We start from the raw sequence: 24,948 nt of genomic DNA, 5'->3' as shown, positions 1-24,948 counted from the left end.
GCAGGCCGGGTCGGAGTCGCGCGGGCGTGCGGGGACGAGCCGATGGTTCGCCTGCACCAGGCCGCCGCGTCGCGGCGAGTCGGCGAGGCAGAAAGCTTAATAAGGAGGTGCGATCGATGCCGCGGGAGTCGGCACTTCGGCTTCGTGCTCGCCGGCCACTGTCACTCTCGTGGCGGGTCCGTAGCGAGGCCGATGCGGCGGACCGCGATGGGACTCGAGCGCTGCTCGCGGTCCGACCGTCACGAAGACCCTGCGCCGGTCGACCCCGCCGGCCTGCGACTGCAGGGCCCGCGTACACGTGGACCGCGTGACCGTGAGGCAAGTCCGGCGGGTCGCACCTCGCACGCACGCGGCGCCGGCCGCCGGTATTCACAATTCACGGGTGCGCGGTTGATTCCGCCCCTCCATCGGGGCTATGCCACGGATCCCGTGAGCACCACAACCCCCCTCCATGGCGTCCTCGGTACCCTCGAAGTCCCGCTCGGGCTCGGCCTCCTCCGCTTGTCGACGGAAGGGCGCCCGAGCGAGGCGGAGGCGCTCGAGGTCCTTCGCTTCGCGCTCGACCAGGGCATCCGCCTGCTCGACACCGCCGACTCGTACGCGCTCTCCGACAGCGACCTTCACTACGGCGAGCACCTGGTCCGCAAGGCGCTCGCCGGCTGGAGCGGGCCGCGCGAGCAGGTCCGCGTGATCACCAAGGCCGGGCTCGCGCGGCCGAAGGGCAAGTGGGTGCCGAACGGCCGCCGCGAGCACCTGCGCAAGATGGTCGAGGGCAGCCTCAAGGCGCTCGGGGTCGAGCGGATCTTCATGCTGCTGCTGCACGCCAACGACCCCAAGACGCCGCTCGAGGAGAGCCTGGCGGCGCTGGCCGAGCTGCAGAAGGAGGGGAAGATCGAGCACCTGGGGCTGTCGAACACGTCGATCGCCGAGGTGCGCCAGGCCGAGCGCCACTTCAAGGTGCAGGCGATCCAGAACGAGCTCAGCGTGATGGACCGCGGCAGCGGGGTCGACGGGCTGGTGGCATTGGCCCGGCAAATGGGCATACCGTTCCTGGCCCACCGACCCCTCGGCGGGCACGCGAAGACGGCCAACCTGCTGAAGAACCGGGCGGTCAAGCCGATCGCGGCGCGCCACGGCATCACGCCGCACGAGGCCGCGCTGGCGTCGCTGCTCGACCTCGGGGCGCCGGTGGTGCCGCTGTTCGGCGCGACGAAGCGCGCGAGCGTCGAGTCGAGCCTGCGCGCGCTGAAGGTCCCGTTCGAGGTCCGCGACCGCACCGACCTCGAGAGCAAGATCTCGTTCGCGCCGACGCCCGAGGCCCTGGCCGCGACCGCGCCGCCGCTGGTGCCCGCGGGGCTGCGTGCGCTGGCGGCCGGCGAGGGCCCCGGCGACGAGCCCGAGGCGGTGATCATGATGGGCGTGCAGGGGGCCGGCAAATCGTCGGAGGTGGCTCGCTACCTCGATCGCGGCTATGCCCGGCTCAACCGCGATCTGCTGGGCGGCGACCTCGACGGGCTGGTGCCGAAGCTGGGCGAGCTGCTGGCCGCGGGGCAGCGCCGGGTGGTGCTCGACAACACGTACGCGACGCGGGTGTCGCGGTATGCGGTGATCCGCATGGCGCACGCGCACGGGGTGCCGGTGCGCTGTCGATTCATGGCCACGCCGATCGACGAGGCCTACGCGAACGTGGTGCTGCGAATCCTCGAGCGCTACGGCAAGCTGCTCGGGCCCGACGAATTGAAGGAGCTGGGCAAGGAGGACCCCAACCTGCCGCCGCCGGCCGCGATGGCGAAGTGGGCCGCGAGCTTCGAGGCGCCGCACGTCGACGAGGGCTTCGGCGTGGTCGAGGAGGTGCCGTTCGTCCGCCGCGTCGACCCGCAATTCACCGGCAAGGGGCTGCTGCTCGACGTCGACGGCACGCTGCGCAAGACGAAGAGCGGCGAGATCTTCCCGCGCGACCCCGACGACGTCGAGCTGCTGCCGAACCGTCGCGAGGTGCTGCGCCGCTTCGTCGACGAGGGTTACAAGCTGTTCTTCGTGTCCAACCAGAGCGGGGTGGCGTCGGGGACGGTCAGCAAGGAGGCGGTCGAGGCCGCGTTCGCCCGCACGATCGCGCTCCTGGACCTGCCGGTGGCCGAGGTGATGTATTGCCCGCACCCGGCGTTCCCGGCCGGCTGCTTCTGCCGCAAGCCGCTGCCCGGCCTCGGCGTGTCGCTCATCCAGCGCCACGGCCTCGCGCGCGAGGGGGTCATCATGGTCGGCGACATGGACAGCGACCGCGACTTCGCGCGCTCGCTCGGGGTCAAGTACGTCGACGCGCACGAGTTCTTCCCGGCGCCCTGAAGCGCCGGCGCGCGGGCCCGGTCTTCGCGCGAGAAACATGTTCTCGCGCGAAAATCGGACGCCCGGCGCTTGCGTGACCGGGCGGGGCGATCGACCATGGCCCGGCGAGCGTGAGAGTCGACGCAGATGAACTGGCGGCGCTGCGCGAACAGTGGCGCTGCCTGTGCCGGCAACCGGAGCGCGACGACGTCGCGACTGCGCTGCTCGAGTGGTTCCGCCGCGACGTCGCGGCCGCGCGCGAGGCGTCGCTGGCGGAGGGGCCCGGGCGCGCGGCGGCGATGGGCCGCATGCTGCGCGGGGCGCTGGTGATCCAGTGGATGCGCGAGCGGAGGCCGGTGCGGCCGGGGCCGTACGTGGTCGAGCTGCGGCGCCGGCTGGTGGGCGACGTCCTCGACGAGGACGACGCGCCTTCGGGCGAGGATCCGCCTTCGATCGATCCGGGCGACCCGTTCTTCGCCTGGCGATTGTCCGCGCTGGCCGAGGCGGTGGGGCCGGCCGAGCGCGCGGCGGTCATCGATCGCGCGATCGAGGCGTTCTCCGCCATCGCCCTGGCGCCGATCGATCCGGGCAACGACCCCGGGCCGTTCGCACGCCTGGCGCACTGGATGGACGAGGCCCAGGTGCGCCGCGCGATCGCGGTGAGCGAGCGGATGGCGACCGCCGATTGGCGGCACCAGCTGAGCGAGGCGCGGGCGCACCTGTTCGTCCGCCTGGCCGCGCTCGGCCGCGTCGACGAGGCCGAGCGGCTGCTGCCGGCGATCGGCGACGCGGTGGTTCGCGCCGACGCGCACGGGCAGATCCTGGGGGCTCGGGTGGCGCTCGGCGAGGCGTGGTCGCTGCCCGAGAGCGAGACGTGGTCCGATGATTCGCTGTTCCTGCGGTTCGTCGTCGGGCTGACGCAGGTGCTGGAGCCGCCCGAGCGGACGCCGCCGGAGGCGCTGATCCGCGGCTGCCTCGATCGCGCGTGCTCGCTGGCGGAGGTCGAGCTGCGCAGCGTGGCGCTGCAGGTGCTGGTGGACAGCTGGCACGCCGCGGGTCCGGTCGAGCTGTGGTTCTCGCGGGTGCGCGAGCACGCGGGCGGGCGCGAGCAGATCGAGATGTTGCTGCTGCTGGCGGCGCAGCGGGCGAGTGAACCAGAGGCGCGAGCGATCGCGCGGCTGGCCCTCGAGCGGCTGGCGACGCCCGCGGGGTCGCGCGAGGGGCTGTGGTTCGACGAGCTGTGGGCGGCCCGCGAGGTGGTGGCGCCGGCCGAGGCCGCGGCAGTGTTCGCGGCGGTGATGTGGCGCGCGGCCACCGACCCGCGCGCGTGGCTGCTGCCGCACTTGCATCACGCGTACGACCTGGCGGGGTTCCTGTGCTGGATCGGCGGCGAAGAGGCGATCGGGGCCTGCGTGCAGGGGCTCGACGAGGCGGCGGCGCTGCTGGCGTGAAGGTTGATTGCATGCGCCGGCGAGGCGCGGGCGCAGCGGTCGCGGGTGTGATGATTCATGCGGGGGTCGCCGGCGTGGAGGCTGATTCACGCGCGTCGGCGCGAGCGCGGCCCTCGCGGGTGTGATGATTCATCCGCGCCCCGGCGCAGGGCCAGGCGTCCTGTTCGCCGCGAGCGCGCGCGTCAGCCGGCCGGTGCGTTGCAACCATAGCGCCACCGCGGAGTACGCGGCGCAGGAGAACAGGCCGGCCTCGCCGGCCAGGAACGGCTCGAGCGGGCCGGTGAACCACGGGTCGAACACCGCCTGGTAGAACGCGTTGTGCGCCGAATGGGCGAGCACGCACGGCCAGATGCTGCCCGTGGCCAGGCGCAGCCAGCCGAACACCACGCCGGCGGGGACGATCGTCGCCATGAACAGCGCGGCGCTGAGCCACGGCTGCGAGCTGGTCGCGTAATCACCCCAGACGATCAGCGGCAGGTGATAGAGGCCCCACACCGCGCCGCTCAGGAGCAGCGGGGCCGCGACCCGGCCGCGCAGCAATCGCGGCAGCAGATAGCCGCGCCAGCCGACCTCTTCGCCGAATGCGGGCACCATGCCGACTGCCACCACCAGCGTCGCCTCCAGCGCCGCGTCCGCGAGCCACAGCTTTATCGGCGCCGGATGCCCCGCGAGGTGCTCCGGAGGCGCGAACCACACGCCGCCGGTGAGAGCCGCGGCGCCGTAGGTGAACGCGGCGCACGCGGCGGGCAGCGCGTAGGCCAGCGCCAGGCCGCGCCACGGCCCGCGTCGCCAGCCGACGTCGGCGAACGACTCGCGCCCGGCGAGCCGCAGGGCGAACGACACCTTCATCGGCACCCACATCAGGCTGATCGTGACGAGCGCCGGCACCGCCCGCAGCCCGCCGGCACGGACGATCGCAGCCTCGTAGATCGCCGCGACGAGCAGCGTCAGGACGACGAAGCCGAGCGCCTGCCGGCGGGCACGGACTTCGGGTTGCATGCTGCGAGGATACGCGCGGTCTCGCGGCGAGCCATCGCCCGGCCGCGGCGACTCGCCGCCGCCCGGCCGCGATCCGGCGAGCCCGGCGCTCCGCCGACTCGCTCGTCGCGTCGCGCCCGCGGGTGCGCCTGAGCAGGCGCACTGCCGAGCCCGGCTGCAATCCGGCGAGCGCCCGTTGCCCTGCCGATTCGCTCGTCGCGGTGTGCCCGCGCCTGAGCAGGCGCACCACCGAGCCCGGCCGCGATCCGGCGAGCGCCGGTGGTCCTGCCGATTGCTGGTCGCGTCGCGCCCGCGGTGCGCCTGCGCAGGCGCTGCGGGAGCCCGGGCGCGCTCAGGCGAGCGCCGGCGGCCCTGCCGACTCGCTCGTTGCGTCGCGCCCGTGGGTGCGCCGAAGCAGGCGCTGCGCCGACGGAGCGATCACTGCCCGCAGCGTCGTCGCAGCGAGCGTGCGCCGCTCGGCCGCGCCGAGGCGACCGCGGGCGGGGTCGCCGAGCTCGTCCGACGCGATCCGCGGCGGCCGCAGCTCCGCGACCGCCGCCGTCACGGCCGCTCGCACGGGCGCCCCGCCGCGCTCCAGCGCCCACGCCAGCGCCCGCCAGGCCAGGGCGGCGTGGCGCTGCTCGTCGGCCGCGATCGTCCGCAGCACCCGCGCCACCGCCGGATCGGCGCACAGGGCCGCGGCGTAGCCGGCCTCGACCGCGGCGATCGTCTCGCCGACGCAGCCCTCGATCAGCGTCGACACCGCCAATCGAGACATGTCCGAAGAGACAGGCATGGCATTCTCGATCGGCAGCGCCCCTGGCCCGACCGGCCGCCCCGCGTACGCCGAGGCCAGGCCGAAGCACAGGCGGGCGTGCTCGATCTCGTCGGCGATCGCCGCCTGCGCGGCGGACACCAGCGCCGGCGGGGCCGCGCACGCCAGCAGCTCGACGATCCAGCGGGCGAACGCGGCGACCGACGCGTGCTCGTACGCCGCGTCGCGGCCCCAGGCGGCCGCCAGGCGCTCGCGCGCGGGTGCGTCGAGGCCGGCGAGCGCGACCGCGGCCGGCTCGCACCAGTCGTCGCGCCCGATCACCGCGGCCGCCAGCGCTGCGCCCTCGACCACGAAGGGGCGGCCGACGCTGTCCTCGAAGCAGCCCTCCTGCGAGTCGACGAACACCTCGGCGATCATCCCGTCGTCCCCGACCACCACGTCGTTGCCGCCCCGCGAGAACGCCCGCGGCTGCGACGGCAGCGCGATCGACTGGGCCAGCGGCGAGTCCTCCGGCCACGGGCCGATCCGCCCGTCGGCGAACAGCGCGACGCGACCGAGGCTGCTCAGCTGGCCGACGTCGACCACCGGCGCCGAAGGCACGACTGTCTTGAAGGCCAGGTTCTCATCCTCCGCCACCACCTCGCCGGCGCTGGTGACCGCGAACACCCGCTCTTGATCGAACGCCAGCCGCCGCAGGTCGGCGGTCGTGCCGGTCTCGAGCTTCTTCCACGTCGCGCCCGCGTCGGTGCTGGCGATCGCCAGGCCGCCGTCGCCCACCGCGACGATCCGCGTCCTGCCGGCCTCGACCGCGCGGAGCGAGCCGGTCAGCGCCGGCTCGAGCGGCACGGGCACCCACGTCGTGCCCGCGTCGTCCGAGCGCAGCAGCACGCCGTCGCCGACGATCACCCCGACGAACTCGCGGACCTCGCCGGGGAGGCGCACCGTCACCAGCGCCGCCGCGCGCAGGTCGGCGGTGGTGCCGACGTCGAGTGGGCTCCACGTCTTTCCGCCGTCGGCGCTGCGGAGCGCGGCCCCGGTGTCGCCCACGGCGACAGCGACCGGATCGGCGCAGGCCTCGAGCTCGGGGCATTCGAGCTGCCCCATCGCCACGGCCCGCAGCGTCCCGCCCGCGGGCTGCTCGACCGGCTCGTACACGACGCTCGTCTGCGGCGCGAGCAGCTGGCCGTCGGCCGTGAGCGCGACCGAGAACTTCGCGCTCGGACCGACCACCGCGATCAGGTCGGCCTCCTCCGTGGTCATCACCTGCGACGCGCGCAGGACGTACTCCCACCCGGAGTTGCAGGGCTGTTGGCTCGTCGCGCCGTCGTCGTCGCCGTCGTCCGCGTTCTTGACGGAGCACGCGAGCGTGACGGCCTGAAGCACCGCGATCAGGGCTACATTCAATTTAAGCGAGTTCATGAGTGTGACGATAACACGGGCGCAGGACCGCAGCAATCGCGCCCGCCGGCCCCCGTGGGGACCGAAGCACACGTGCTCGCTCACGCGACCAGGCTGCGTTCACCTCGTGGTCCCGCCGCGTGCAGCGGGCGCGCGCGAACCCGGGTGGGTGCGATCGACGGACGACTTCGTCGCCACGCACGACCGGCCGCCGGAGACGCTCACATGCCCACGAGCTCGCGCGGATCGGGCAGGCCGATGACCTGCCCCAAGAGACACACGGTTTCGAGGTCGCCCGGGCGCGCGCAGGAGGTCGCGCGCGCCCGGGGTGGTCTTGTTCAGGCCGCGGAGGCCCACTGACGCGCCGCCCACTCGCGCACGGTGGCCCAGTCGAGGACGGGCGTGGTCCACGGCGGGGCGGGGCGCTTCTGCTCGCCGAACAGCAGCTTGTGCTCGACGATCCCGCGCAGGTGCTCGAGCACGTCGAGGCGGTCGTCGATCATGACGGTGAGCCGGAGCTTGCGCGCGTGGACGGCCTTGTCGGGGCGCGCGAGGCAGAAGCGCAGGTGCGACGGGTCCATGCCGGTCTGGTCCCAGAAGCGGTGGTGGGCCAGCCAGGCCCGCGTCTTGGCCTGGACTCCGGGCCCGCACTTGGACACCAGCCAGGCGTTGCCGCCGGTGCGAGCGACCAGGTCGGCGACGCCGGCGAAGGCGCCCGGGGCCGGCGGGGTGCGCATGGCCTCCGCGTGCCCGGAGCCGAGGAAGCTGGTGTCCGCGCGCCCGTCGATGACCGGGCCGATGATGACGCGGCCGATGTCGATGCCGATTCGATGCATAAGTAAATCTCTCCTGCTTGGTTACGGGCAGGAGAGTGCATCGCCGTAGCATCCATGTACACGATTCGTTTTGGAGGGTATATTCAAGAAATGGATACCTCGGAGGTCCGCCTCGACTGGCTCCGCGCCTTCCTCGCCGTCGTCGAAACCGGCGGCTTCACGGCCGCGGCGGCGCGCCTGCACCTGTCGCAGCCGGCGCTGCACACCCAGGTCAAGCAGCTGGCCGGGTGGGCGGGGCCGCTCTACCGCTTCGAGGGCCGGACGCTGCGCCTGACCCCGCGCGGGCAGGAGGTCGAGGTCCTGGCCCGCGAGGTGCTCGGCGCGGTCGACCGCTTCGCCGCGCGTGCGACCGGCAAGGTGGCGACGGTGCCGGTCGTCAGCGCCGGGCGAGCGCTGCAGCTGTACGTGCTGGCCCACGCCCTGCGCGGCTGGTCAGGCCCGCTGTCGCTGCGCACGGAGGACCGGCCGGCCACGGTCGAGGCGGTGCGCAGCGGCCGGGCCCACCTCGGCCTCACGTCGCTGCTCGAGGCCGACCCGGAGCTCGACGGCACACGCGTGCTCGAGGTCGGCCAGGTGGCGATCGTGCCGGAGCACGACCCGCTGGCCCAGCGGCGACACATCCGCGCGCGCGCGCTGGCCGGCCGCCCGCTGATCCTGCCGCCGGCCGGGCGCACGCACCGGGCGACCCTGGCCGCGGCGCTCGGCGGCGACCTGCACGTGGCGGTCGAGGTCGACGGCTGGGAGCTGATGACGCACTACGCGTCGCTCGGCCTCGGACTCACGGTCGTCAACGCGTACATCCCGACGCCGCCGGGGACGGTGGCGGTGCCGGTGGTGGACCTGCCGCGGCTGCAGGTGCACCTGATCAAGCGCAAGCGAGCGCCGGTGATCGCGGAGGTGGCGGCGCTCGAGGCCCACGTGCGCAAGCACCTGGCGCATGGGACAGGTGCGGGGCGGAGGTGAGGGGGCGCGTGCGCAGGGTTCATCCCAACCTGCTTACCGATCATCACCATCGATCTGGAAAGAATCCGCCTGCGCCTTCAGGGAAGAGGATGTTCGGCCTCCGGTCCAGGAGGGACATCGAACGACTCGGCGCTCCCGCTGCCTGTGCTCGAGGGGCTGGGCCGGGAGCTGTCGCCGCAGGCGCACGGAAGAGACGGGCGCAGCATGGGCGTGATCGTCTCGTCCTCCGAATCGGCGGCCAGATCCACCAGCCCACCCGGCCTCGCCCGCATCAGTGCGACAGGAGGTTCGTGTTGCCGCTCGCGGGCTCGTAGAGCACGAGGGACTCGCCTTCCTCGATGGCGATGTAAATCCCCGGCAGATCCGGGTGCGGCGCGATCCACGTCATCTGGGGCGAGGATGTCGCGGGTCCGCGGTAAGCCCAGCGGAGCTTGCGATCGCCGGAGCTGGGGTCGATCTCGGTCATCGCGCGGGTCGCGTCCTCGAAGGAGTCGACGCTGTCGCCCGAGGCGAGGAGCGTGCCGGTGCTCGAGACGGCGAGGTACTGATAGTCGGCGGGCGGCCCCTCGCCGACGTTTCTCGTCTCGCTCGTGACGAGGCGGCGATCGCCGGTCGTCAGGTCGATCTCGTGGATATCCCCCGGCATGCCGAGCGCGAGCAACTTGTCGCCCTGAAGCACCAGTCCGCGGTAGTCGCCGCCGACCAGCGGACCCTTGCCGACCACGCGCTCGGTCTCGGACGAGCTCATCGTCAGCATGCGGCACGAGCCGTCGGGCTTGATGGCGAACACGCCGCTGTCCGGGGGCGGATCGACGTTCTCGTCCTCGCCGGACGCGATGTACATCGTCCCGTCGGGGTCGACCGCGACCGAGCTGCCGTCGATGCTGTTCGGAGCGAAGACGATCCCGACATGGACGCACGGCGTGCTCTCATAGGACCAGAGTTGAGTCCGATCGCCGGTGTCCGGGTCGACCCGGAACAGACCCGCGTCGGCGTACGCGATCCAGGCGCCGTCGGGCGCGAGGTCGACGTCGAACACCCTCGTGCCGAAGCCCGGGCCGGCGCCGCGCTCGATCCACCCGACGATCGCGTCCTCGGTCGCGCCCGACACGAGCGCCCGGTCGCCGGTCGCGAGGTCGGCCGTCCAGATCGATCCGAGCTCGTCGCCCGGACGATTGGTCATCGCGCCGAGGATGATGCGGTTGCCGGCGACGTCGAGGTAGCCGCCGAAGAGCCCGCCGAAGCCGCCCGGGAAGGCAGGGCCCTCGCCGAGCTCGGCGGCGTTGTCGTCGTCGGGGACCCGACAGCGCGGATCTTCCTCGTTCATCGACGAGCGACAGTCGATCGGGAGCGTGCTCTCGACGATCCTGATGCCGTCGATGTCCTTGCAAGCGGTGCCGCCCTCCGCGAAACCCCACTCGCACCAGGAGTCGTCGCTGATCGAGACGCCGTCGGGACGGCTCCGGCACGTCCCCGCACACCAGGCGCACTCGAGGCCCGCGTCCCCGCATTCCACGCAGTCGGTGAACGCCGCGCAGGGATCGCCGGAAGGGTCGTCGGGCCCGGTGCCGGCCGTCGTGTCGTCGTCGTCGGCGAACCCGCCGCAGGCCGCCCCGAGCAGGAACGCCGCCACGAATGCGAGCGGGCGTCCGCCGCCCGTGCGCGCGGTCGAAGTGGATGTCGTGGTCCTCTCATGCAGTTGTCGAGTCATGTTCAGCGGCCTCGCGAGGCGGCAGCGCGCCTCGTCGCCCGGAGGACCGGGGTCGCAGCCGGATGTCGCAGACAAAATGCACGCGCGAGACCGCCGCGCGCGGAGCCGCGCCCGGCTGGTGCCGGGATGTCAGAAGCAGCTGACAGAGCCGCCCATCTCGGCTGTGGCCCCAGGGCAATCGAGTGACCACGGCTGATCCGCGAATCGAACAGAACCGCATTTCCAGCTCTCAGTGGTCTTGGCGCAACCGCCGCACGTGATCTTGGCATCCGACAGCTGGCCTGGCCCGCACGACTCACAGCACCACATCCCGGCATCTGTGGCGCCGCGCACGATGAAGCGCTCGATGGCGTCCGCCATCTTGTACAGGGCGTCGCACGACCCCTCTGGTGCGTCGATGCAGAACTCGTCCAGGTAGGCGTCGAGGCGGAGGCGTGGCTCCTCCTCCTCTGACTCCGACACGGAGGCCATCAGCATCACGGCGGCGATGAGAGCCTGGGCAAACATGCTCACTCTGTAGCGTCAAGTGATGCCAGAGCAAGCGGGCCGGGCGGCCTTTGCCGCTCGGCGCTGCGCCTCCCGCGGTTCCTCGGGCTGACCGTTCCGAACCGTATGTGACGACCTCAACCCGATACCGGGCTCGGGTGGGCGCCGGCGTTATTGGGCTCGCCCTCGTCCCCTCGGTGAAGCTGAGCGGGGTGCAGTCGGCCCACCCGAAGTCGTCCGCGGTGCTCGAAGCCCACGCGCGCGAGAACCTGGCGCATGAGACAGGTATGGGATGTAGGCGCGCTTGAGGGACGTGGGGCAATCACCTGGCACACAGGAGAGGTTCGATGGGGACGCGTCGCTCGTCGTGTGAAGGCGTCGCAACGGTCAGCGCGTCATGGTTGCGCGCGCTGGTAGGTGTTGGCGCGCTCGTCCTGGACGACGACGCCGTCGACCGCGGCGACCTCGAGGTCCTGGTCCAGCACGCGCACGCGGAAGCTCCCGCCCTGCGCCGGGGCGAGCACGTCGCCGAGTTCGGCCTCGTCCTGGTCGACTCGCTGGTCGCTGTACGACTGCATGACGTACACCGCACCACCGGCGTCGACGAGCTCATAGACCGGCTTGCCAGCGTCGTGGCGCCACACGGTGTCGCGCTCGACGGAGCGCGGCGTGTAGGGCACGTCGCTGCCGGCGACCTCGGCGAGGGTCAGGGTGAGGGCGCCGGCCTTGCGCACGGGCGTGCGCCTCACGGCGTCTTGCAGATGTAGGGCCGCGGCGAGTCGCAGGGCAGGTCGTTCCACAGGCCGGCGGTCCAGGCCGGCAGGTTGACGCAATCTTCCTCGCCGGCGTTGTTGGGCTCGCCCTCGTTCCAGGCGGTGAAGCTCAGCGGGGTGCCGTCGGTCCACACGAAGTCGTCCTCGGTGTCGAGGTCGTTGAGGCCGATCCACCAGTCGTTGCCGGCGATGGCGAAGGCCTCGGTGGCGGCCCAGTCCTGGACCTGCTGGCTGGGGATCGACAGCAGGTGGCCGCCCTGGGCCACGCAGTCGGCCTCGGCCTCGGCGAAGGGGAGGGCAACGAAGCAGAACTGCGCGACGCCGGGGCCGGGGAGGTCCTTCTCGACGCACGGGGGACACATCGGATCGTCGTCCCAGATCCCGTCGCAATCGTCGTCGTCGAGGTCGCACATCTCCTGCGCGTCCGGGTGCACTGCGGGGTCGTTGTCGTCGCAATCGTCGGTGCAGGCCGAATAGCCGTCGCCGTCGGCGTCGACGTCGCTGGGGACGGTGCAGGCGAGGCCGGCCTGGACCGAGGCGGCGCGCTGCATGAAGAAGGCGACGTTGCCGGCGATCTCGTTGGTGTTGTCGCCGTCGCTGCACTCCTTGCGCGGGTCGGCGGCGACGGCCGGGGCGATGCTGGCGCCGAGCTCGGCGGCGGCGCCGGCGAGGTCGAGGGCCTCGACGCGCGCGAGCACGTGGTCGAAGCTGTCGGCCAGCAGCTCGCGGCACGGCTGCGACTCCCTGCACATCTGCGCCAGCCGCCCGTCACCGCCGAACGGGTCGAGGTGGTCGCGCAAGATCTGGTCGATGCCCCACGGCATGAATGTCCACAGCGCGCCGTCCTCCTGCAGGCGATGGACGTAGTAGTTGTTGCGGGTCCACGCGTAGCCGTCCCAGTGGCCGAGGTAGATCTCGGTGGCGGCGAAGTCGAGGTAGCGATCGAGGTCGAGGACGGCGGCGACGTCGCTGGTGAAGGTCGCCGGATTGACGATGGCGTCGAGGGCGGCGGCGAAGTCGTAGAGATCGGCGAGGCCGACGTCGTCGCCGTTGTCCTGGTCGAAGGAGGGGACGAGGTCGTTGCGGATGTCGCTGCCGTACGCGCCCTCGTAGATGCTGCCCTTGTCGCTGCCGTACCAGTGGTCGAGGTACGGCTCGTTGTCGACCGACTCGACCGCGGTGTAGAGGCCGTAGGGCTCGCCGTTGACGCGCACGACGACGTGGCCGGCGCGCGGGGCGGCGAGGCCGACGTCGCGGAACAGGGAGTAGCCGAGGATCTCCCGCTGCATGCTGCAGTCCTGGACCATGTTGTTGACGGCCAGCTTCTCGAGGCCCAAAAGCCGCTGATCGTCGACGTAGCGGTCGAAGTTGAGGAGGAAGGCGGCCTTCTGATCGAGGGTGCGGTACGAGCCGTAGTTGCCCTTGAGGCGCACGCCGATCTCCGGCAGCTCGTAGGTCTGGCCGTCGATCACCGCGACGAGGTCGCCCTTGGTGTACTTCTTGCCGTCGGCGTCGAGGTCGGCGATCGCCTCGTCGGAGAGGGTGAGGTCGAACTCGGCGATGGCGCCGAAGGCGAACAGCGGGTCGGCGTCGAAGTAGGGGTCGTGCTCGCCGGTGGTGCCGCTGGTGGTGTCCGGCTCCTGCGTGGTGGCGGTGCTCCCGGTGGTCGTGGCCGGGGCCTCGGTGGTCGTGGACGGGGCGTCGGTGGTGCCGGTGGTCGGGGCGTCGGTGGTGCCGGTGGTCGGGGCGGTCGACGTGCCTGGCGTGGTGGCGGTCTCGCCGGCGTCGGTGGTGGTGGCGGCGTCCGTGGCGGCGTCCGTGGTGGCGTCGGTGGTCTGGGCCGTCGGGCTGGCGCAGGCGGCGGCGAGGAGGAACGGGGCGGAGCGATGGACGGCGGTGCGGGCCATGACCCGCGACGGTACGCCGACCGCGGACGTGCAGGGAGTCGGCATTTGCGGGCTGGCAGGCAAATGCGCGGTGAAGGTCGAGCCCGCTGACGGGCTGGCTGTCCTTCGGGACAGATGGGTGGATTCGCGGTCGCAGGCCGCGACACGACGCGTGGGGCGGACGATTCACGACAGACGGGCTACTCCCGCACGGGCGAGCTCGCCCGCGCCGGCGCGCCGGTGTGACGATTCACGATCGGCGAGCTACGCGAACTGCGGGTGATGGGCGACGCGCTGATAGGCGTCGGCCGGGGCATCGGCGGCGAAGCCCGCGGTCGAGCGGCCGAGGCGGGCCAGCCAGCGGCGATCGAGCGGTCGCTCGAGGTCTGCGGCGTCGACGGCCGCGCAGGTGGCGGCCTTGTGCGCGCCGGTCGGCTCGCCGACGCCGACGAAGAAGCCGGCCAGGAGCAGCGACGAGCGGACCGCGGTCGCGCCGCTGTAAGTGTGCACGGTGGCCCCGGCGCGACAGCGGCGGCGCAGGGCCGTGAACGCGGCGACCGACCACAGCTCGGGGTTGGCCCGCGGCGAGAACGGGTCCCAGAACACGACATCGGCGACAGGTCCGTCCGCGAGCGAACCCGGCAGCTCGCCCGCGACCAGGCGCCAGGTCGTCCGCGAGGTCTCGTGAATGCCTGCGCTCAGCAGCGCGTGGGCGGCCGCTCCGGCGGCGCCGTCGAGGTCGAAGCTGGCGGCGTGCTCGGGCTGCAGGGCGAGCGCCAGGGCGTCGAGGCTGCGCTCGAAGCTGACGAGCGTCAGCCGCGGCCCGGCGGCCCGCGCCTCGGACAGCCGCCACGCCGCGATCGCGTTGGAGCCGGCGCCGAGGCCGATGTCGAGCAGCACCAGCGGCTCGCTCCGCTGCAGCCGCGCGGCCAGCCGCGCCGGTTCGCAGTAGAGCCGCGCCGCCTCGATCGCGGGCCCGACCACGGGGTGCATGACTTCGCCGACGCGCCGGTCGAGGATCGCCCGCGCGCCGCCGGTCGTCGTCACCACCTCGCACACGTCGTTCACGCGGTCGCTCCGATCCGGCGATCGCTGTGCTCGTGGCGATCGATCGCCTCGAGCTTGGCACGCGCGTAGGCGGCGTAGCGGCCGGCCGCGATGGCTGCGCGGGCCTCGGCCATCAGCGCGTGGTAGTGATGCAGGTTGTGCAAGGAGAGCAGGCGCGGGCCGAGCGGCTCGCCGCAGCGGAACAGGTGGTGCAGGTAGGCGCGCGTGTACAGCTTGCAGGTGCTGCAGGCGCAGGCGGCGTCGAGCGGGCGGTCCTCGTTCTTGGTGCTCGCGCGAATCAGCTTGACCCGCCCGGTCGAGGTGAAGGCGGTGCCCTGCCACGCGAGGTTGGTCGGCAGGATGCAGTCGAACATGTCGACGCCGGCGAGGATGGCCTGCAGCAGGTCGGGCGGGGTGCCTACGCCCATGAGATAGCGCGGCCGATCGGCGGGCAGCAGCTCCGCGGCCATGTGCGTGACGTCCTCGCGCTCGGCCCGGGTGTCGCCGACGGCGAGGCCGCCGATGGCGAAGCCGTCGAACGGATGGTCGGTGAGGAACGCGGCCGACTCGCGCCGCAGGTCCGGGAAGATGCCGCCCTGCATGATGGCGAACAGCGCCTGCGGGGTGTCGGTGCGGGCGGCCAAACTGCGCAGCGCCCAGCGATGGGTCCGCTGCATGGCGGCCCGGGTGGTGGCCTCGTCCGAGCGGGCGTCGACGCAGACGTCGAGCACCATCATGATGTCGGCGCCGATGGCCTCCTGCATGGCGATCGAGGCCTCGGGCGAGAGCATGTGGAACTGTTGATTGGTGTAGCTGCGGAACCTGGCGCCGCGCTCGCTGATCACGCGATCGTCGGACAGCGAGAAGATCTGGTAGCCGCCCGAGTCGGTCAGCATGGGCCCGTTCCAGCCCATGAACCGGTGGATCCCACCGACCCTGCGGAACAGGTCGGGGCCCGGGCGCAGCATCAAGTGATAGGTGTTGCCGAGCACGACCTCCGCGCCGACCTCGTGCAAGTCCGCGGGGGTCAGACCGGTGACCGTGGCCCGCGTGCCGACGGCCATGAACACCGGGGTCTCGATCCGGCCGTGCGGGGTGTCGAGCGCGCCGCGGCGAGCCCGTGAACCGGGGTCGACGGCGCTGACGTGGAAGGGGAAGCGCATGGGCGGCGCAGTGTAGCGGACGGGGACCGTCGGTGCGGCCCCGCCGCTGCGATCACGCTCACTCGCGCCAGAGCCGCCGACCGGGCACGGGCTCAGGGTCGGGCTGTTCGGGGTGACCGACAATGGACGACCCTGAGGCGCGAGAAGGCGGGCGCGCGGCGAACGTGTCCTTCGGGACATGTCTTTCAGGGGGGCGAGGTCGGCGGTGCAGCAGTAGAGGAGCTCGCAGCGACGAACGCAGCGCATGACCCAGGCGCTGCCCCCGGCGCTCGCCGCTGCCCGGCTGGCGTCGGTCGATGGAGCTCGCGGATCGGGGCGTCCTCCGCGTGGTCGGGGCTTGCTGGGTTCGCCGAGGTGTCCGATCGGCGATGCGCTCCCGGGGACGCGCACTAAGATCGTCGGGCCGCATCGCGGCGAGCGAGGTCGTATGAGCTCGGCAATCGATGACCTGTTCCAGGAGACACTTCAAACCACGCGCGGGTGGCTCCGCGAGATCGCGGTCGCCGTCCCGTCCATCGACGCGCAGCAGGCGTACCACCTGCTGTGCGCCACGCTGCGATCGCTGCGCGACCGGCTCCCGATCGAGGACGCGGTCCAGCTCGCAGCTCAGCTCCCGGTGCTGGTCCGCGGCCTGTACTACGACGGCTGGCGGCCGTCCGAGGTGCCGATGCGGATCCGCGACAAGGAGGAGTTCTTGCGGCTGGTGGCCGCACGCTACCAGGTGCGGCCGCTCCACGACCTCGAGCAGGGCGTGCGGGCGGTGCTGGCGGTGGTGAGCACCAACATCGACTTCGGGGAGACGTTCTCGGTCCTCCGCACGCTCCCGCTCGAGCTGCGCGAGTTGTGGCCGGAGCACATCCGCCAGGCGGCGTGAACTCCGGCGATCGTCGCGGACGCGCTTCGACGCGGTGACGAGCGAAGTCGCGGGTGCCCCGATTCGGAGCCGGTCCATGACTTTGAGACGAGGCGCTGGTCTGGTTTGGTGAGTGTGAGAATTCGCCGCTCCGGCGGCCCGGGGGGTGGATTCGGTTCGTGATGCACCAGGCCGTGCTCGCCCCCCGAGAGCGCGCTCGGACCTGCTAGGCTCGCCAGCCGATGCGTCTCGTCCCCCTGGTGTCGCTCGCCCTCCTCGTGTCCGCTTGCGGCGACAGCAAGGGGAGCGAGACCTCGGCTTCCACGACGACCAGCTCGACCGGCAGCACCTCCGAGGGGACGACCACGGAGGCGCCGATCGACTGCAAGGCGGACAACGCGTGCGTCCTTTACCCCGATCAGTGCACGGGGTGGTGCTATTGCGACAACAAGGACTACGAGGTCGAGAAGTGCGTCGAGACGGAGGCGGGCGAGTTCCTGGTCCAATGCACCGAGAAGGCGCAGGGCATCTCTGTGCTATGCCCATACGGGTGCGACGACGTCTACTTCGATCCGCCGAAGTGCCTTCCTCCCGAAGAGGAGTGCGGGGTGGAGGGGGAGTGCGGGGCGACGCCGGGGTGCTCGCTGTGCGCGTGTCCGTTCGGCGGGGGGGAGTCCTCGGTATGTTTGGGCGATTTTATCGTGGAGAGGATCGACCCGGAGGATTGGAGCTCCCCATGTAAAATTACCGAGCATTGCGCCTTTGGCTGCGACGACGTGGGGAACCCCCCTCTGTGCTGCCTCGACGGCGCGTGCAAGTATGACCCTTAATTACGCATTGTGGCCGGAGCGCCGCCGCCAGGCGGCGTGAACGGCAGCGTATCGAGCGAGGTCGCGGGCACCCCGATTCGGAGCCGAACTCTCGGGTTCGCTGCCCCTCGTTCGAATACGCAGAGGGACCGAGAAAGCGGCCGCGCGGCGGACGTGTCCTTCGGGACATGTCCGCCGCGCGTTTAATCAGGAGACAATTCGGTCGGTGGCGCGCTGCGGGGTATCGTTTCGCGGGCGAGCTGAGGGAGGGGCTCGGCCCGCGCGGGGCGGGCAGGCGAAAGAAGGGGCCGAGTGCGCCACCGACCGCGCGCGTCACATGAGTTTGCGACGCGAGAACTCGGCGCGCAGTTTGGCCAGGGCGCCCTCCTGGAGCTGACGGATCCGCTCGCGCGACAGCGAGTAGCCGGCGCCGATGTCCTTCAGCGTCATCTCGGTCTCGCCGTCGAGGCCGACGCGCTTGCGCAGGATGTCGGCCTCGAGCGGGCTCAGCTGGGCGAACACTTCGGCGAGCTGCGACTGCAGGTGGTCGCGGTCGAGGAGGTCGGACGGGGGCACGTAGTCGGGGTCGGCGACGGTGTCCGCGAGGGTGCCCTCGCTGTCGCGAGCGGCCGGAGAGGCGAGGCTGAGCGGGGTCTCCATCAGCGACCAGCCCATGCGGGAGATCCGCTCGCGGCTGACGCCGCTGACCTCGGCCAGCTCCTCGTCGGTGGGCTCGCGGCCCTCGGCGAGCTCGAAGTCGCGGCGGGCGCGGGCGACCTTGCCGCAGGCCTCGATCATGTGCACGGGCAGGCGGACGCAGCGCGACTTGTCGGCGATCGAGCGGGTGATGGCGTGGCGGATCCACCAGGCGGCGTAGGTCGAGAAGCGGCAGCCGCGGGCGGGGTCGAAGCGGGCGACTGCCTTGAGCAGGCCGAGGTTGCCCTCCTGGATCAGGTCGGGCAGCGGGACGCTGCCGCGGTAGAACCGCCGCGCGAGGGCGACGACGAGGCGGAGGTTGGCGCGCACGAAGGCGTTGCGGGCGGTGACGAAGGCGACCTGCTTGCTGCGCACGGCGGCGGCGTAGCGGGCGAACGGGACGCTGCCGCGGCGCGGGGGGTGGACCTGCAGGGTGGTCGGCGAGCCGCGATGACCGTCGAGCGTGACGAGGTCGGCGACGATGAGGTCGGCGAGCTCGGTGTCGATGTCGGCCGCCAGCAGGTGCTCGGCGACGCGGTCGCGCCCGGCCCGGAAGGCGTCGTGGTGCTTGCGCAGGTCACGGTCGCGGAGGATCCGCGCGGCCTTCTCGTAGGCGTCGAGGGAGGCGGCCGGGCAATCGTCGTCGGCCAGCCGCTCGCGCAGGAGGGCGCAGATCGGCTCGGCGTACGGCGGATAATCGAGGATCGCCGTCCACAGACCACGGCGCAGATGGACGAGCTTGATCGCGGCGGCGGTCTCTTCCTCGCGCGTCATGACCTCGGCTTCGGCGAGGTCGCGGAAGTAGGTGGTCAGTGGCCGGTGCGATGATTCATTCACCAGAGCGCCGGTCGAGTCGCGGGTGTCGATTTCTCGCAGCATGGTGTCAGCTCCTTCCATCTTCGGGCGGCAATACGCCGTCGTACGCTCGGGTCCGAGCGGCTTGGCGGCGCATCGTGGCCGGGCCGCGGATCCTGCCCTCGCCCCGGGAGAACCGTGTTCCCGGGGCGCTCGGTCTTGTCGAGGGAGAACTGATCGGGGCCCGGACGGATGTCAACGAAGGCGGCGAAACTTTTTTCGCGGGCGCTCTGGGGTCCCGCAGGCCCAGGGCCGCGACCGGGCCGCGATCGACGATTGCGCGGCCGCAGATCGCCGCGCCGCGGCTCCTCGCGCGGCGATCGGTGGGTCCGTCGCCGGGGCTTCGAGGATCGAGAGGAGGTAGCGCAGGGTCGGAGCAGGGCCGCGCCCCGTGCGCGGGAGGCCGCGCAGGAGGCCGGTGAAGCGGCGTTCAGGGCCCTCTAAAGGGGGATTGGCCGGCGGAGGACGGGTGTCCGCCGCGGGCGCCGGGTTCGGAGTTGCGCGGGCCGTAGATCCGAAAATAAGAGGCGCGAGAGGGTTTCGGACATGCTTCGCTGGGCGCTCATCTTCCTGTTCATCTCGCTGGTGGCCGCGGTGTTCGGCTTCGGCGGCATCACGGTGGTCGCGGTCCATCTGGCGCAGGTGCTGTTCTACATCTTCCTCGCGTGCTTCGCGGTGATGCTGGTCGCCGGGCTGCTGGTCGGCTGACGCGCCGCGGACGGCCGCCGTGGCGGCATGTCCTATGAGACATGCCTTTGAGGGCATGTCCTGAAGAGCACCTGGTCGCGTGACCGATGGGTGCACGCCGGGGTGCCGGCGTCGTGGTCGACCTGAATCGTACGACCGGTGTTGCGGATGGTGGGAGCCAGGGCCGGATCCTCGTGGACGAGCGGGCTCAGCCGTGCGCCGGAGTGACGTCATGGATGTCGATCGACGCCTGCTCTGCGCCGTGCACGCATTCGCCCCGCTCTCTGTTCTCATTCCAGGGGGGCCGCAGCGATCGTGCTCGTAGATCCAATTCTCGCACCGGCGCACTGGCTTGCTCGCAGTCTGCGCATAGGCCTCACCCGGAATCGCAACATGCCTGTCCTCCTGCGCCGCCCGCGGGCTAGGTGCGCGGGGTGCCACAGTGGGCTGCCGGCCCGACGCGCCGGCGCTTCAACGCAAGCGGGGACAGGGAATCCCGCGCGCCGAGGACTCTGCGCTGCGCCGGCGCAAGCTGCGCTTTGTGAAGGTGGATTCGGCGGAGGGAGCGCCCGCCTGGCGCGCAAGAGGCGCCGGGCGGAGAGGGCAAAATCGCTCGATGCTTTGAGCGGAAATGCGCAGGCGATCGCGACGGTGAACCGCGGCCAGGGCGCGCGGAGCTCAGGGGGTGACGAGGCGCGCGAGGAGGCGCCGGTATCGCGGGCGGAGCCGGTGGTCCAGCGAATGCCGGCCGGGGCCGGTCAGAGCGAGGGCGGCGTACGGCAATGCGTAGAGCAGGGCGGCCTGGACGTCGGCGCCCTCGAAGCCCCGGGCGGCCATTGTCAACACCATCAGCATGGTAAAAGAACGATCGGCCGCGCGGGTTGGCGCGGGCGATGATTCGGAGCGGATTGTAAAGAGGTCGACGCGGCGGCCGCAAGCGGTCGTGGGTCCTATGAATGGAGTCGTTTGTCGATCACGGGGGCTCCGGGTTAGGGGCGTGGAGGTGGGCGCCGCGGGTCCGGGCGGCCGCGAGGGCGCGGGCGTCGACGAGGTGGACCACGCCGGCGTCCTCGCTCACTGCGGCGAGCCTCGCCAGCAAGGGCTGGTCGGAGACGACGGCGCGGCCGTGCTGGCGCAGGTGCTCGGACCACGCGCCGAGGGCGAAGGTCTCGACGAAGAGGTCGGGGGTGGCGAGGTCTTCGTAGATCGACCAGTCGCTGGCGCCGTCGCGTCGGCGCAGGTGCTCGAGCTCGCGGCACAGCTGCAGGAACTCGGCGCGGTGGTTCGCGGGGACGCGGTGACGGCGGACGATCAGGACCGGGCCGGCCTCGTGGTCGAGGTCGGGGCCGACGACGACAGGTTCGGGCCAGGCGCTCCACGGCGCGACGGCCTCGCGACGGGCGTCGCCGAGGCGCCAGCGCGCGGTAGCGAGGGCGCCGAGAGCGACGCCGGCGGCCGCGATGGCGAGGGTGGTCGGCGGGCCGAGGCGGCCGGCGAGGCCGCCCCAGGCCAGGCTGCCGAGCGCGAGGCCGCCCTGGAAGACCAGCAGGTAGAAGCCGAGGGCGCGCGCGTGGACCCACCCCGGCGCGGCCGAGGCGGCGGCGACGTTGAGGCTCGACATGATGCTGATCCACGCGACGCCGGTGGCGAGCATGGCGAGGTACAGCGCCGGCTCGCTGCGCACATACCCGAGCGCGAGCATGGTGGCGGCGTAGACGAGGCTGGCGGCGGCGGTCAGGCGATCGGGGCCCCAGCGCGCGCGCAGCCGCGGCATGACCGCGGCGCCGAGGAGCGCGCCGGCGCCGACGCAGCCGAGCAAGGCGCCGAAGCGCAGGGGGCTCATGTGCAGCTCGCGGCGGGCGATCACCGGCAGCAAGGCCCACAGGGCGCTGCCGCAGACGATGAAGGCGCCGGCGCGGGCGATCACTGCGCGCAGCACGGGGGCGTGGCCGGCGAAGCGGAGGCCGGCGACGATGGCCCCGACGACCCGCTCGGGGCTCTGCGGCGGCCGCTCGCGCGCGGGTCGCCAGCGCAGCACCTGGACGACGACGATCAGGAAGGCGCAGGCGTTGAATGTGTAGACCGCGCCGCTGCCGGCGAGGGCGACGCCGACGCCGCCGATCGCGGGGCCGATCGCGCGGGCGAGGTTGACCGCGACGCCGCCGAGAGTGACCGCGGAGGCGAGCTCGCCCGCTGCCACCTGCGACGGCAGCACCGATTGCCACAGCGGGGCCGACAGGGCGGCGCCGAGGCCGAGGGCGAAGGTCAATGCGAGCAGGGCGACCGGGCCGAGCGCGCCGGTGAATGATAGCAGGGCGAGGGCGATCGAGACCGCCGCCATCCAGCCGGCGAACACGACGAGCAGGCGGCGGCGGTCGAACAGATCGGCGAAGGCGGCCGCCGGCAGGCCGACGAGCAGCACCGGCGCGCCGGACATGGTCTGCAGCAGGGCGACGTAGATCGGCGCGGTGGCGAGGGACGTCATGTCCCAGCTGCCGACGGCGTTCTGCACCCACAGGGCGATGTTCGAGCTGAGCGCGCCGAGCCACAGCGAGCGGAACACGCGCTGGCGCAGCGGCGCCCAGGCCGAGGGCGGAGCGGCGGCGGACGAAGTGGGTGGATCAGCGGGGGGCGTGGTCGCCATGGTCGGACTCGGGCGCGGGCACGCCGGTGAGCTTGGGCGCGCACTCGCGGGAGAACCATGCCGCAGTCAGCGGCTCGCCGGCGAGGAGGCGCCGCGCGATCGGGCCGACCTGCTCGCCGAGGAGCATGCCGAACAGGCCGATCAACGCGACGATCGGCGGCGCCGGTGAGCGCACGTTCAGCACGCTGTAGAGGACGCCGACGAGGACGCCGACGCCCAGGGAGAGCAGGTAGAGCTTCATGCGCTCCTAGTGGCCGCCCTCGGAGGCGTCGAACATGGTCTTGGCGTAGATGATGCCGAGGCCGTAGGCGCCGCCCAGCTCGGCGGCGAGGCCCGTGGTCGCGCCGTAGGTCTCGCCGCGGGCCCAGTCGCGCTGGAGCTCGAGCAAGTACTGCAGGGCGGTCAGCGGGCGCGCGCCGGCCTGGACCATGCGGGTGACGGCCCGCTCGTGGGCCTCGTCGGAGACGTCGCCGCAGGCGTCGGTGATCACGTAGACCTCGAAGCCCTGCTCGATGGCCGACAGCACCGGGCCGACGATGCACACCGAGGTCCACAGGCCGGCGATGACGAGGCGCGACTTGCCGAGCTTGTTGACGCGGTCGATGACGTTGGCGTCCTCCCAGCAATTCATGGTGGTGCGATCGATGAGGTCGAGCTCCGGCTGGGCGGCGCGGATCTCGGCGAAGATCGGGCCGGAGAAGGTCTTCTCGGCCACTGTGGTGAGGATCGTGGCGACGTTGAAGATCCGGGCCGCGCGGGCCGCCAGGGCGGCGTTGTTGCGCAGCAGGACGGCGTCGATCGAGCGGGTGGCGAACGCCATCTGCGACTGGTGGTCGATGAGGATCAGGGTGTGATCGCCGGGGGTGAGCAGCGACCGGGCGGGAGTGGCGGAAGCGGTGGGCATGGTCTGTGAGTCCTCGGGTTTTTTGGGTGAATGAAGGAGTCGAACGGTGACTGTCAGAACTTGAGGGTCAGCCAGGTGGCGACGAAGTCGACGTCGCGGGTGCGCCCGGCGTGGGCGAGGAAGGGGCCGCGGAAGAAGCGGCCGGCGGTGACGACGAAGCCGACGTGGCGGCCGAGCTCGGCCTCGAGGGTGGCGCCGGCGCGGTGGCCGATGAAGCGCGCGTCGTCGAGGCTGTCGAGGATCGGCTCGCCGGGGACGTTGTAGATGCCGTCGGCCTTGCTGTAGCGCCACAGGCACACCCAGTCGAGGGTGAGGCTCAGGCGCTCCAGCGGGGCGAGCGTCAGCATCGGGTGGGCGTCGTAGAAGTTGGCGGGGCCGATCAGGGCGTCCTCGCCGAAGTAGGAGCCCTTGGGGAACAGGGCCGAGAAGGTGCCCATCGGCCGATCGCCGCCGCGATCGCCGGAGGCGACGTCGAGCCGCACGCCGAGCCGCGGGTCCCACGGCAGCGGCAGGGCGACGCCGGTGTCGCTGGCGACGGTCCAGGCGAGCAGCGGCGCGGCGCCGAACTTGCCGGCCTGCAGCACCGCCTCGACGTTGTAGTCGAGCCGGCCGGCGTGGCCGAACCAACGTGTCCCGAGAGACAGGCGGCGCTCGTGCGCCCGACCGCGCTGGTACTCGGCGTCGGGGCGGTCGAGGTAGAGCGCGTAGACGTCGACCTGGCCGCCCGGCAGCGGCGAGGGCACGGTGGCGTGGGCGCCGGCGAACCACTGGCCGCGCTCCCAGCCGTCGTCGAAGACGCCGGGGCGGGTCGCGACCGGGCGGGTGACGAAGAGGTGGGCGCGGACGCGGCGGGCGGCGACGATCAGCGAGACGCCGTCGAAGCTGCGGCGGACGTTGGGGCCCTCGCGCGGCGAGACCAGGCGGCCGGAGCCGAACGCGAGCTCCTGGCGGCCGGCGCGGACGATCACCCGCAGGCCCGGACGCTCGAGGTCGAAGTCGGCGAAGGCCTGGTGGAAGTCGAGGTCGTCGCGGTCGATGTCCCGCGGGCCGCCGGGGCGGCCGGTCTCGAGGGCGCTCTTGATCTGCGCGAAGGCGCGGAAGTAGGGGGCGCGCAGCTCGGCGTGCAGCAGGTACCGCTGCAGCCACGAGAGAGAGCGCGGCGGGCCTGCGCCCCAGTCGAGGTGGCGGAAGCTGTCGAGGCGCTGGCGAGTCTCGCCGCCGAAGCCGAGCGCGACCCGGCGCCGCGGGCCGAGCGGGATGTACTTGAGGACATCCAAAAAGTCGACCTGGCGCCGCGGGTCGCGCAAATAGCGGTAGTCCTCGTCGGCGCGGAGGAGGCGGTACGGCGGCGGCGCGGCCGGGGGCCCTGCGCCTCGTCCGGCGAGCGCCGCGGCCTCGCTGGCGCCCGCGGCCTGCGCGGGGGAGGCGGGGCGCGGGGTCCTGGTGGCGGCGGGCGGTGGGGAGTGGCTGTCTCGGGGGACAGGTCGAGAGGGGCTGGCGGGGGCGGAGGCGAGGATGTCTCGGGGGACAGGTCGGGAGGGGCTGGGGGATGCGAGGATGTCCCGGGGGACAGGTCGAGAGGGGCTGGGGGATGCGAGGATGTCTCGGGGGACAGGTCGGGAGGGGCTGGGGGATGTGAGGATGTCTCGGGGGACAGGTCGAATGAGGCCGCCGGTGGGCGAAGCGATGAACATGTCCCGAGGGACATGCA

General features: G+C 72.2%; 21 protein-coding genes. 6 read left to right on the top strand and 15 right to left on the bottom strand.

The genetic code is table 11. The features are described from left to right. Nucleotides 1–429 precede the first annotated feature (429 nt). On the top strand, nucleotides 430–2,343 hold the full coding sequence (locus O0S08_RS31310) for an aldo/keto reductase (RefSeq protein ID WP_269033026.1): 1,914 nt from the start codon (nucleotides 430–432) through the stop codon (nucleotides 2,341–2,343). Between the two features lie 110 nt (nucleotides 2,344–2,453). Further along, entirely contained in the window at nucleotides 2,454–3,773 is a 1,320-nt protein-coding gene (locus O0S08_RS31305; RefSeq protein ID WP_269033025.1) for a hypothetical protein, read from the top strand. A gap of 129 nt (nucleotides 3,774–3,902) precedes the next feature. Here the strand turns inward: O0S08_RS31305 and O0S08_RS31300 are convergent, their stop codons facing one another. From O0S08_RS31300 to O0S08_RS31290, 3 genes are all read right to left on the bottom strand, one after another. Further along, nucleotides 3,903–4,772, bottom strand: coding sequence for a CPBP family intramembrane glutamic endopeptidase (locus tag O0S08_RS31300; RefSeq protein ID WP_269033024.1), 870 nt, complete (start codon nucleotides 4,770–4,772; stop codon nucleotides 3,903–3,905). Nucleotides 4,773–5,103: 331 nt separating this feature from the next. Then, on the bottom strand, nucleotides 5,104–6,945 hold the full coding sequence (locus O0S08_RS31295; protein WP_269033023.1) for a YCF48-related protein: 1,842 nt from the start codon (nucleotides 6,943–6,945) through the stop codon (nucleotides 5,104–5,106). A 317-nt stretch (nucleotides 6,946–7,262) separates the two neighbouring features. Next, complete coding sequence (locus O0S08_RS31290; protein ID WP_269033022.1) at nucleotides 7,263–7,760, bottom strand: hypothetical protein; 498 nt, start codon at nucleotides 7,758–7,760, stop codon at nucleotides 7,263–7,265. 90 nt (nucleotides 7,761–7,850) lie between these two features. Here O0S08_RS31290 and O0S08_RS31285 point away from each other — a divergent pair, with 90 nt between their 5' ends. Beyond that, nucleotides 7,851–8,723 (top strand): LysR family transcriptional regulator, encoded by an 873-nt coding sequence (locus tag O0S08_RS31285; RefSeq protein ID WP_269033021.1) that lies wholly within the window; start codon nucleotides 7,851–7,853, stop codon nucleotides 8,721–8,723. Between the two features lie 271 nt (nucleotides 8,724–8,994). On the opposite strand, the gene O0S08_RS31280 is transcribed toward O0S08_RS31285, so the two are convergent. The 6 genes from O0S08_RS31280 to tgt form a co-directional block, all read right to left on the bottom strand. After that, nucleotides 8,995–10,356 (bottom strand): SMP-30/gluconolactonase/LRE family protein, encoded by a 1,362-nt coding sequence (locus O0S08_RS31280; protein ID WP_269033020.1) that lies wholly within the window; start codon nucleotides 10,354–10,356, stop codon nucleotides 8,995–8,997. A 207-nt stretch (nucleotides 10,357–10,563) separates the two neighbouring features. Further along, on the bottom strand, nucleotides 10,564–10,941 hold the full coding sequence (locus O0S08_RS31275; RefSeq protein WP_269033019.1) for a hypothetical protein: 378 nt from the start codon (nucleotides 10,939–10,941) through the stop codon (nucleotides 10,564–10,566). A 374-nt stretch (nucleotides 10,942–11,315) separates the two neighbouring features. Next, nucleotides 11,316–11,669 carry a hypothetical protein gene (locus tag O0S08_RS31270; protein WP_269033018.1) on the bottom strand — a complete coding sequence of 118 codons (354 nt, stop codon included), beginning with the start codon at nucleotides 11,667–11,669 and terminating at the stop codon, nucleotides 11,316–11,318. Continuing rightward, on the bottom strand, nucleotides 11,666–13,600 hold the full coding sequence (locus tag O0S08_RS31265) for a CotH kinase family protein (protein WP_269033017.1): 1,935 nt from the start codon (nucleotides 13,598–13,600) through the stop codon (nucleotides 11,666–11,668). Before O0S08_RS31265 ends, O0S08_RS31270 begins: the two co-directional genes overlap by 4 nt. Nucleotides 13,601–13,843: 243 nt before the next feature. Then, nucleotides 13,844–14,647, bottom strand: a complete 804-nt coding sequence (locus tag O0S08_RS31260) for an MnmC family methyltransferase (protein WP_269033016.1) — start codon at nucleotides 14,645–14,647, stop codon at nucleotides 13,844–13,846. Then, the gene (tgt, locus tag O0S08_RS31255) at nucleotides 14,644–15,789 is read right to left on the bottom strand and encodes a tRNA guanosine(34) transglycosylase Tgt (RefSeq protein WP_269033015.1); all 1,146 of its coding nucleotides are present in this window, start codon (nucleotides 15,787–15,789) and stop codon (nucleotides 14,644–14,646) included. The genes O0S08_RS31260 and tgt overlap by 4 nt, the downstream gene beginning before the upstream one ends. Nucleotides 15,790–16,216: 427 nt before the next feature. On the opposite strand from tgt, the gene O0S08_RS31250 reads away from it, so the two are divergent. Then, on the top strand, nucleotides 16,217–16,663 hold the full coding sequence (locus O0S08_RS31250; protein ID WP_269033014.1) for a DUF2267 domain-containing protein: 447 nt from the start codon (nucleotides 16,217–16,219) through the stop codon (nucleotides 16,661–16,663). 221 nt (nucleotides 16,664–16,884) lie between these two features. Further along, on the top strand, nucleotides 16,885–17,472 hold the full coding sequence (locus O0S08_RS31245; RefSeq protein ID WP_269033013.1) for a hypothetical protein: 588 nt from the start codon (nucleotides 16,885–16,887) through the stop codon (nucleotides 17,470–17,472). 312 nt (nucleotides 17,473–17,784) lie between these two features. Here O0S08_RS31245 and O0S08_RS31240 read toward each other — a convergent pair whose 3' ends face one another. Continuing rightward, nucleotides 17,785–19,026, bottom strand: a complete 1,242-nt coding sequence (locus O0S08_RS31240) for a sigma-70 family RNA polymerase sigma factor (RefSeq protein ID WP_269033012.1) — start codon at nucleotides 19,024–19,026, stop codon at nucleotides 17,785–17,787. A gap of 522 nt (nucleotides 19,027–19,548) precedes the next feature. Between O0S08_RS31240 and O0S08_RS31235 the strand changes: the two genes are divergently transcribed. After that, on the top strand, nucleotides 19,549–19,710 hold the full coding sequence (locus O0S08_RS31235) for a DUF1328 domain-containing protein (protein WP_269033011.1): 162 nt from the start codon (nucleotides 19,549–19,551) through the stop codon (nucleotides 19,708–19,710). Nucleotides 19,711–20,367: 657 nt separating this feature from the next. Here O0S08_RS31235 and O0S08_RS31230 read toward each other — a convergent pair. From O0S08_RS31230 to O0S08_RS31210, 5 genes are all read right to left on the bottom strand, one after another. Beyond that, the gene (locus tag O0S08_RS31230; RefSeq protein WP_269033010.1) at nucleotides 20,368–20,544 is read right to left on the bottom strand and encodes a hypothetical protein; all 177 of its coding nucleotides are present in this window, start codon (nucleotides 20,542–20,544) and stop codon (nucleotides 20,368–20,370) included. A 118-nt stretch (nucleotides 20,545–20,662) separates the two neighbouring features. Then, a complete protein-coding gene (locus O0S08_RS31225) occupies nucleotides 20,663–22,333 on the bottom strand; it encodes an MFS transporter (protein WP_269033009.1) in 1,671 nt (556 codons plus the stop codon). After that, nucleotides 22,311–22,574, bottom strand: coding sequence for a DUF1427 family protein (locus tag O0S08_RS31220; protein ID WP_269033008.1), 264 nt, complete (start codon nucleotides 22,572–22,574; stop codon nucleotides 22,311–22,313). The genes O0S08_RS31225 and O0S08_RS31220 overlap by 23 nt, the downstream gene beginning before the upstream one ends. A 6-nt stretch (nucleotides 22,575–22,580) precedes the next feature. Next, entirely contained in the window at nucleotides 22,581–23,237 is a 657-nt protein-coding gene (locus tag O0S08_RS31215) for an isochorismatase family protein (RefSeq protein ID WP_269033007.1), read from the bottom strand. 53 nt (nucleotides 23,238–23,290) lie between these two features. Continuing rightward, the gene (locus tag O0S08_RS31210; RefSeq protein WP_269033006.1) at nucleotides 23,291–24,931 is read right to left on the bottom strand and encodes an alginate export family protein; all 1,641 of its coding nucleotides are present in this window, start codon (nucleotides 24,929–24,931) and stop codon (nucleotides 23,291–23,293) included. Between the last annotated feature and the right edge of the window lie 17 nt (nucleotides 24,932–24,948).

The sequence above is a fragment of the Nannocystis punicea genome (assembly GCF_026965555.1).
Classification (GTDB): domain Bacteria; phylum Myxococcota_A; class Polyangia; order Nannocystales; family Nannocystaceae; genus Nannocystis; species Nannocystis punicea.
Note: the sequence above shows the minus strand (reverse complement) of the source record. Positions and strands in the feature narration are given on the sequence as shown.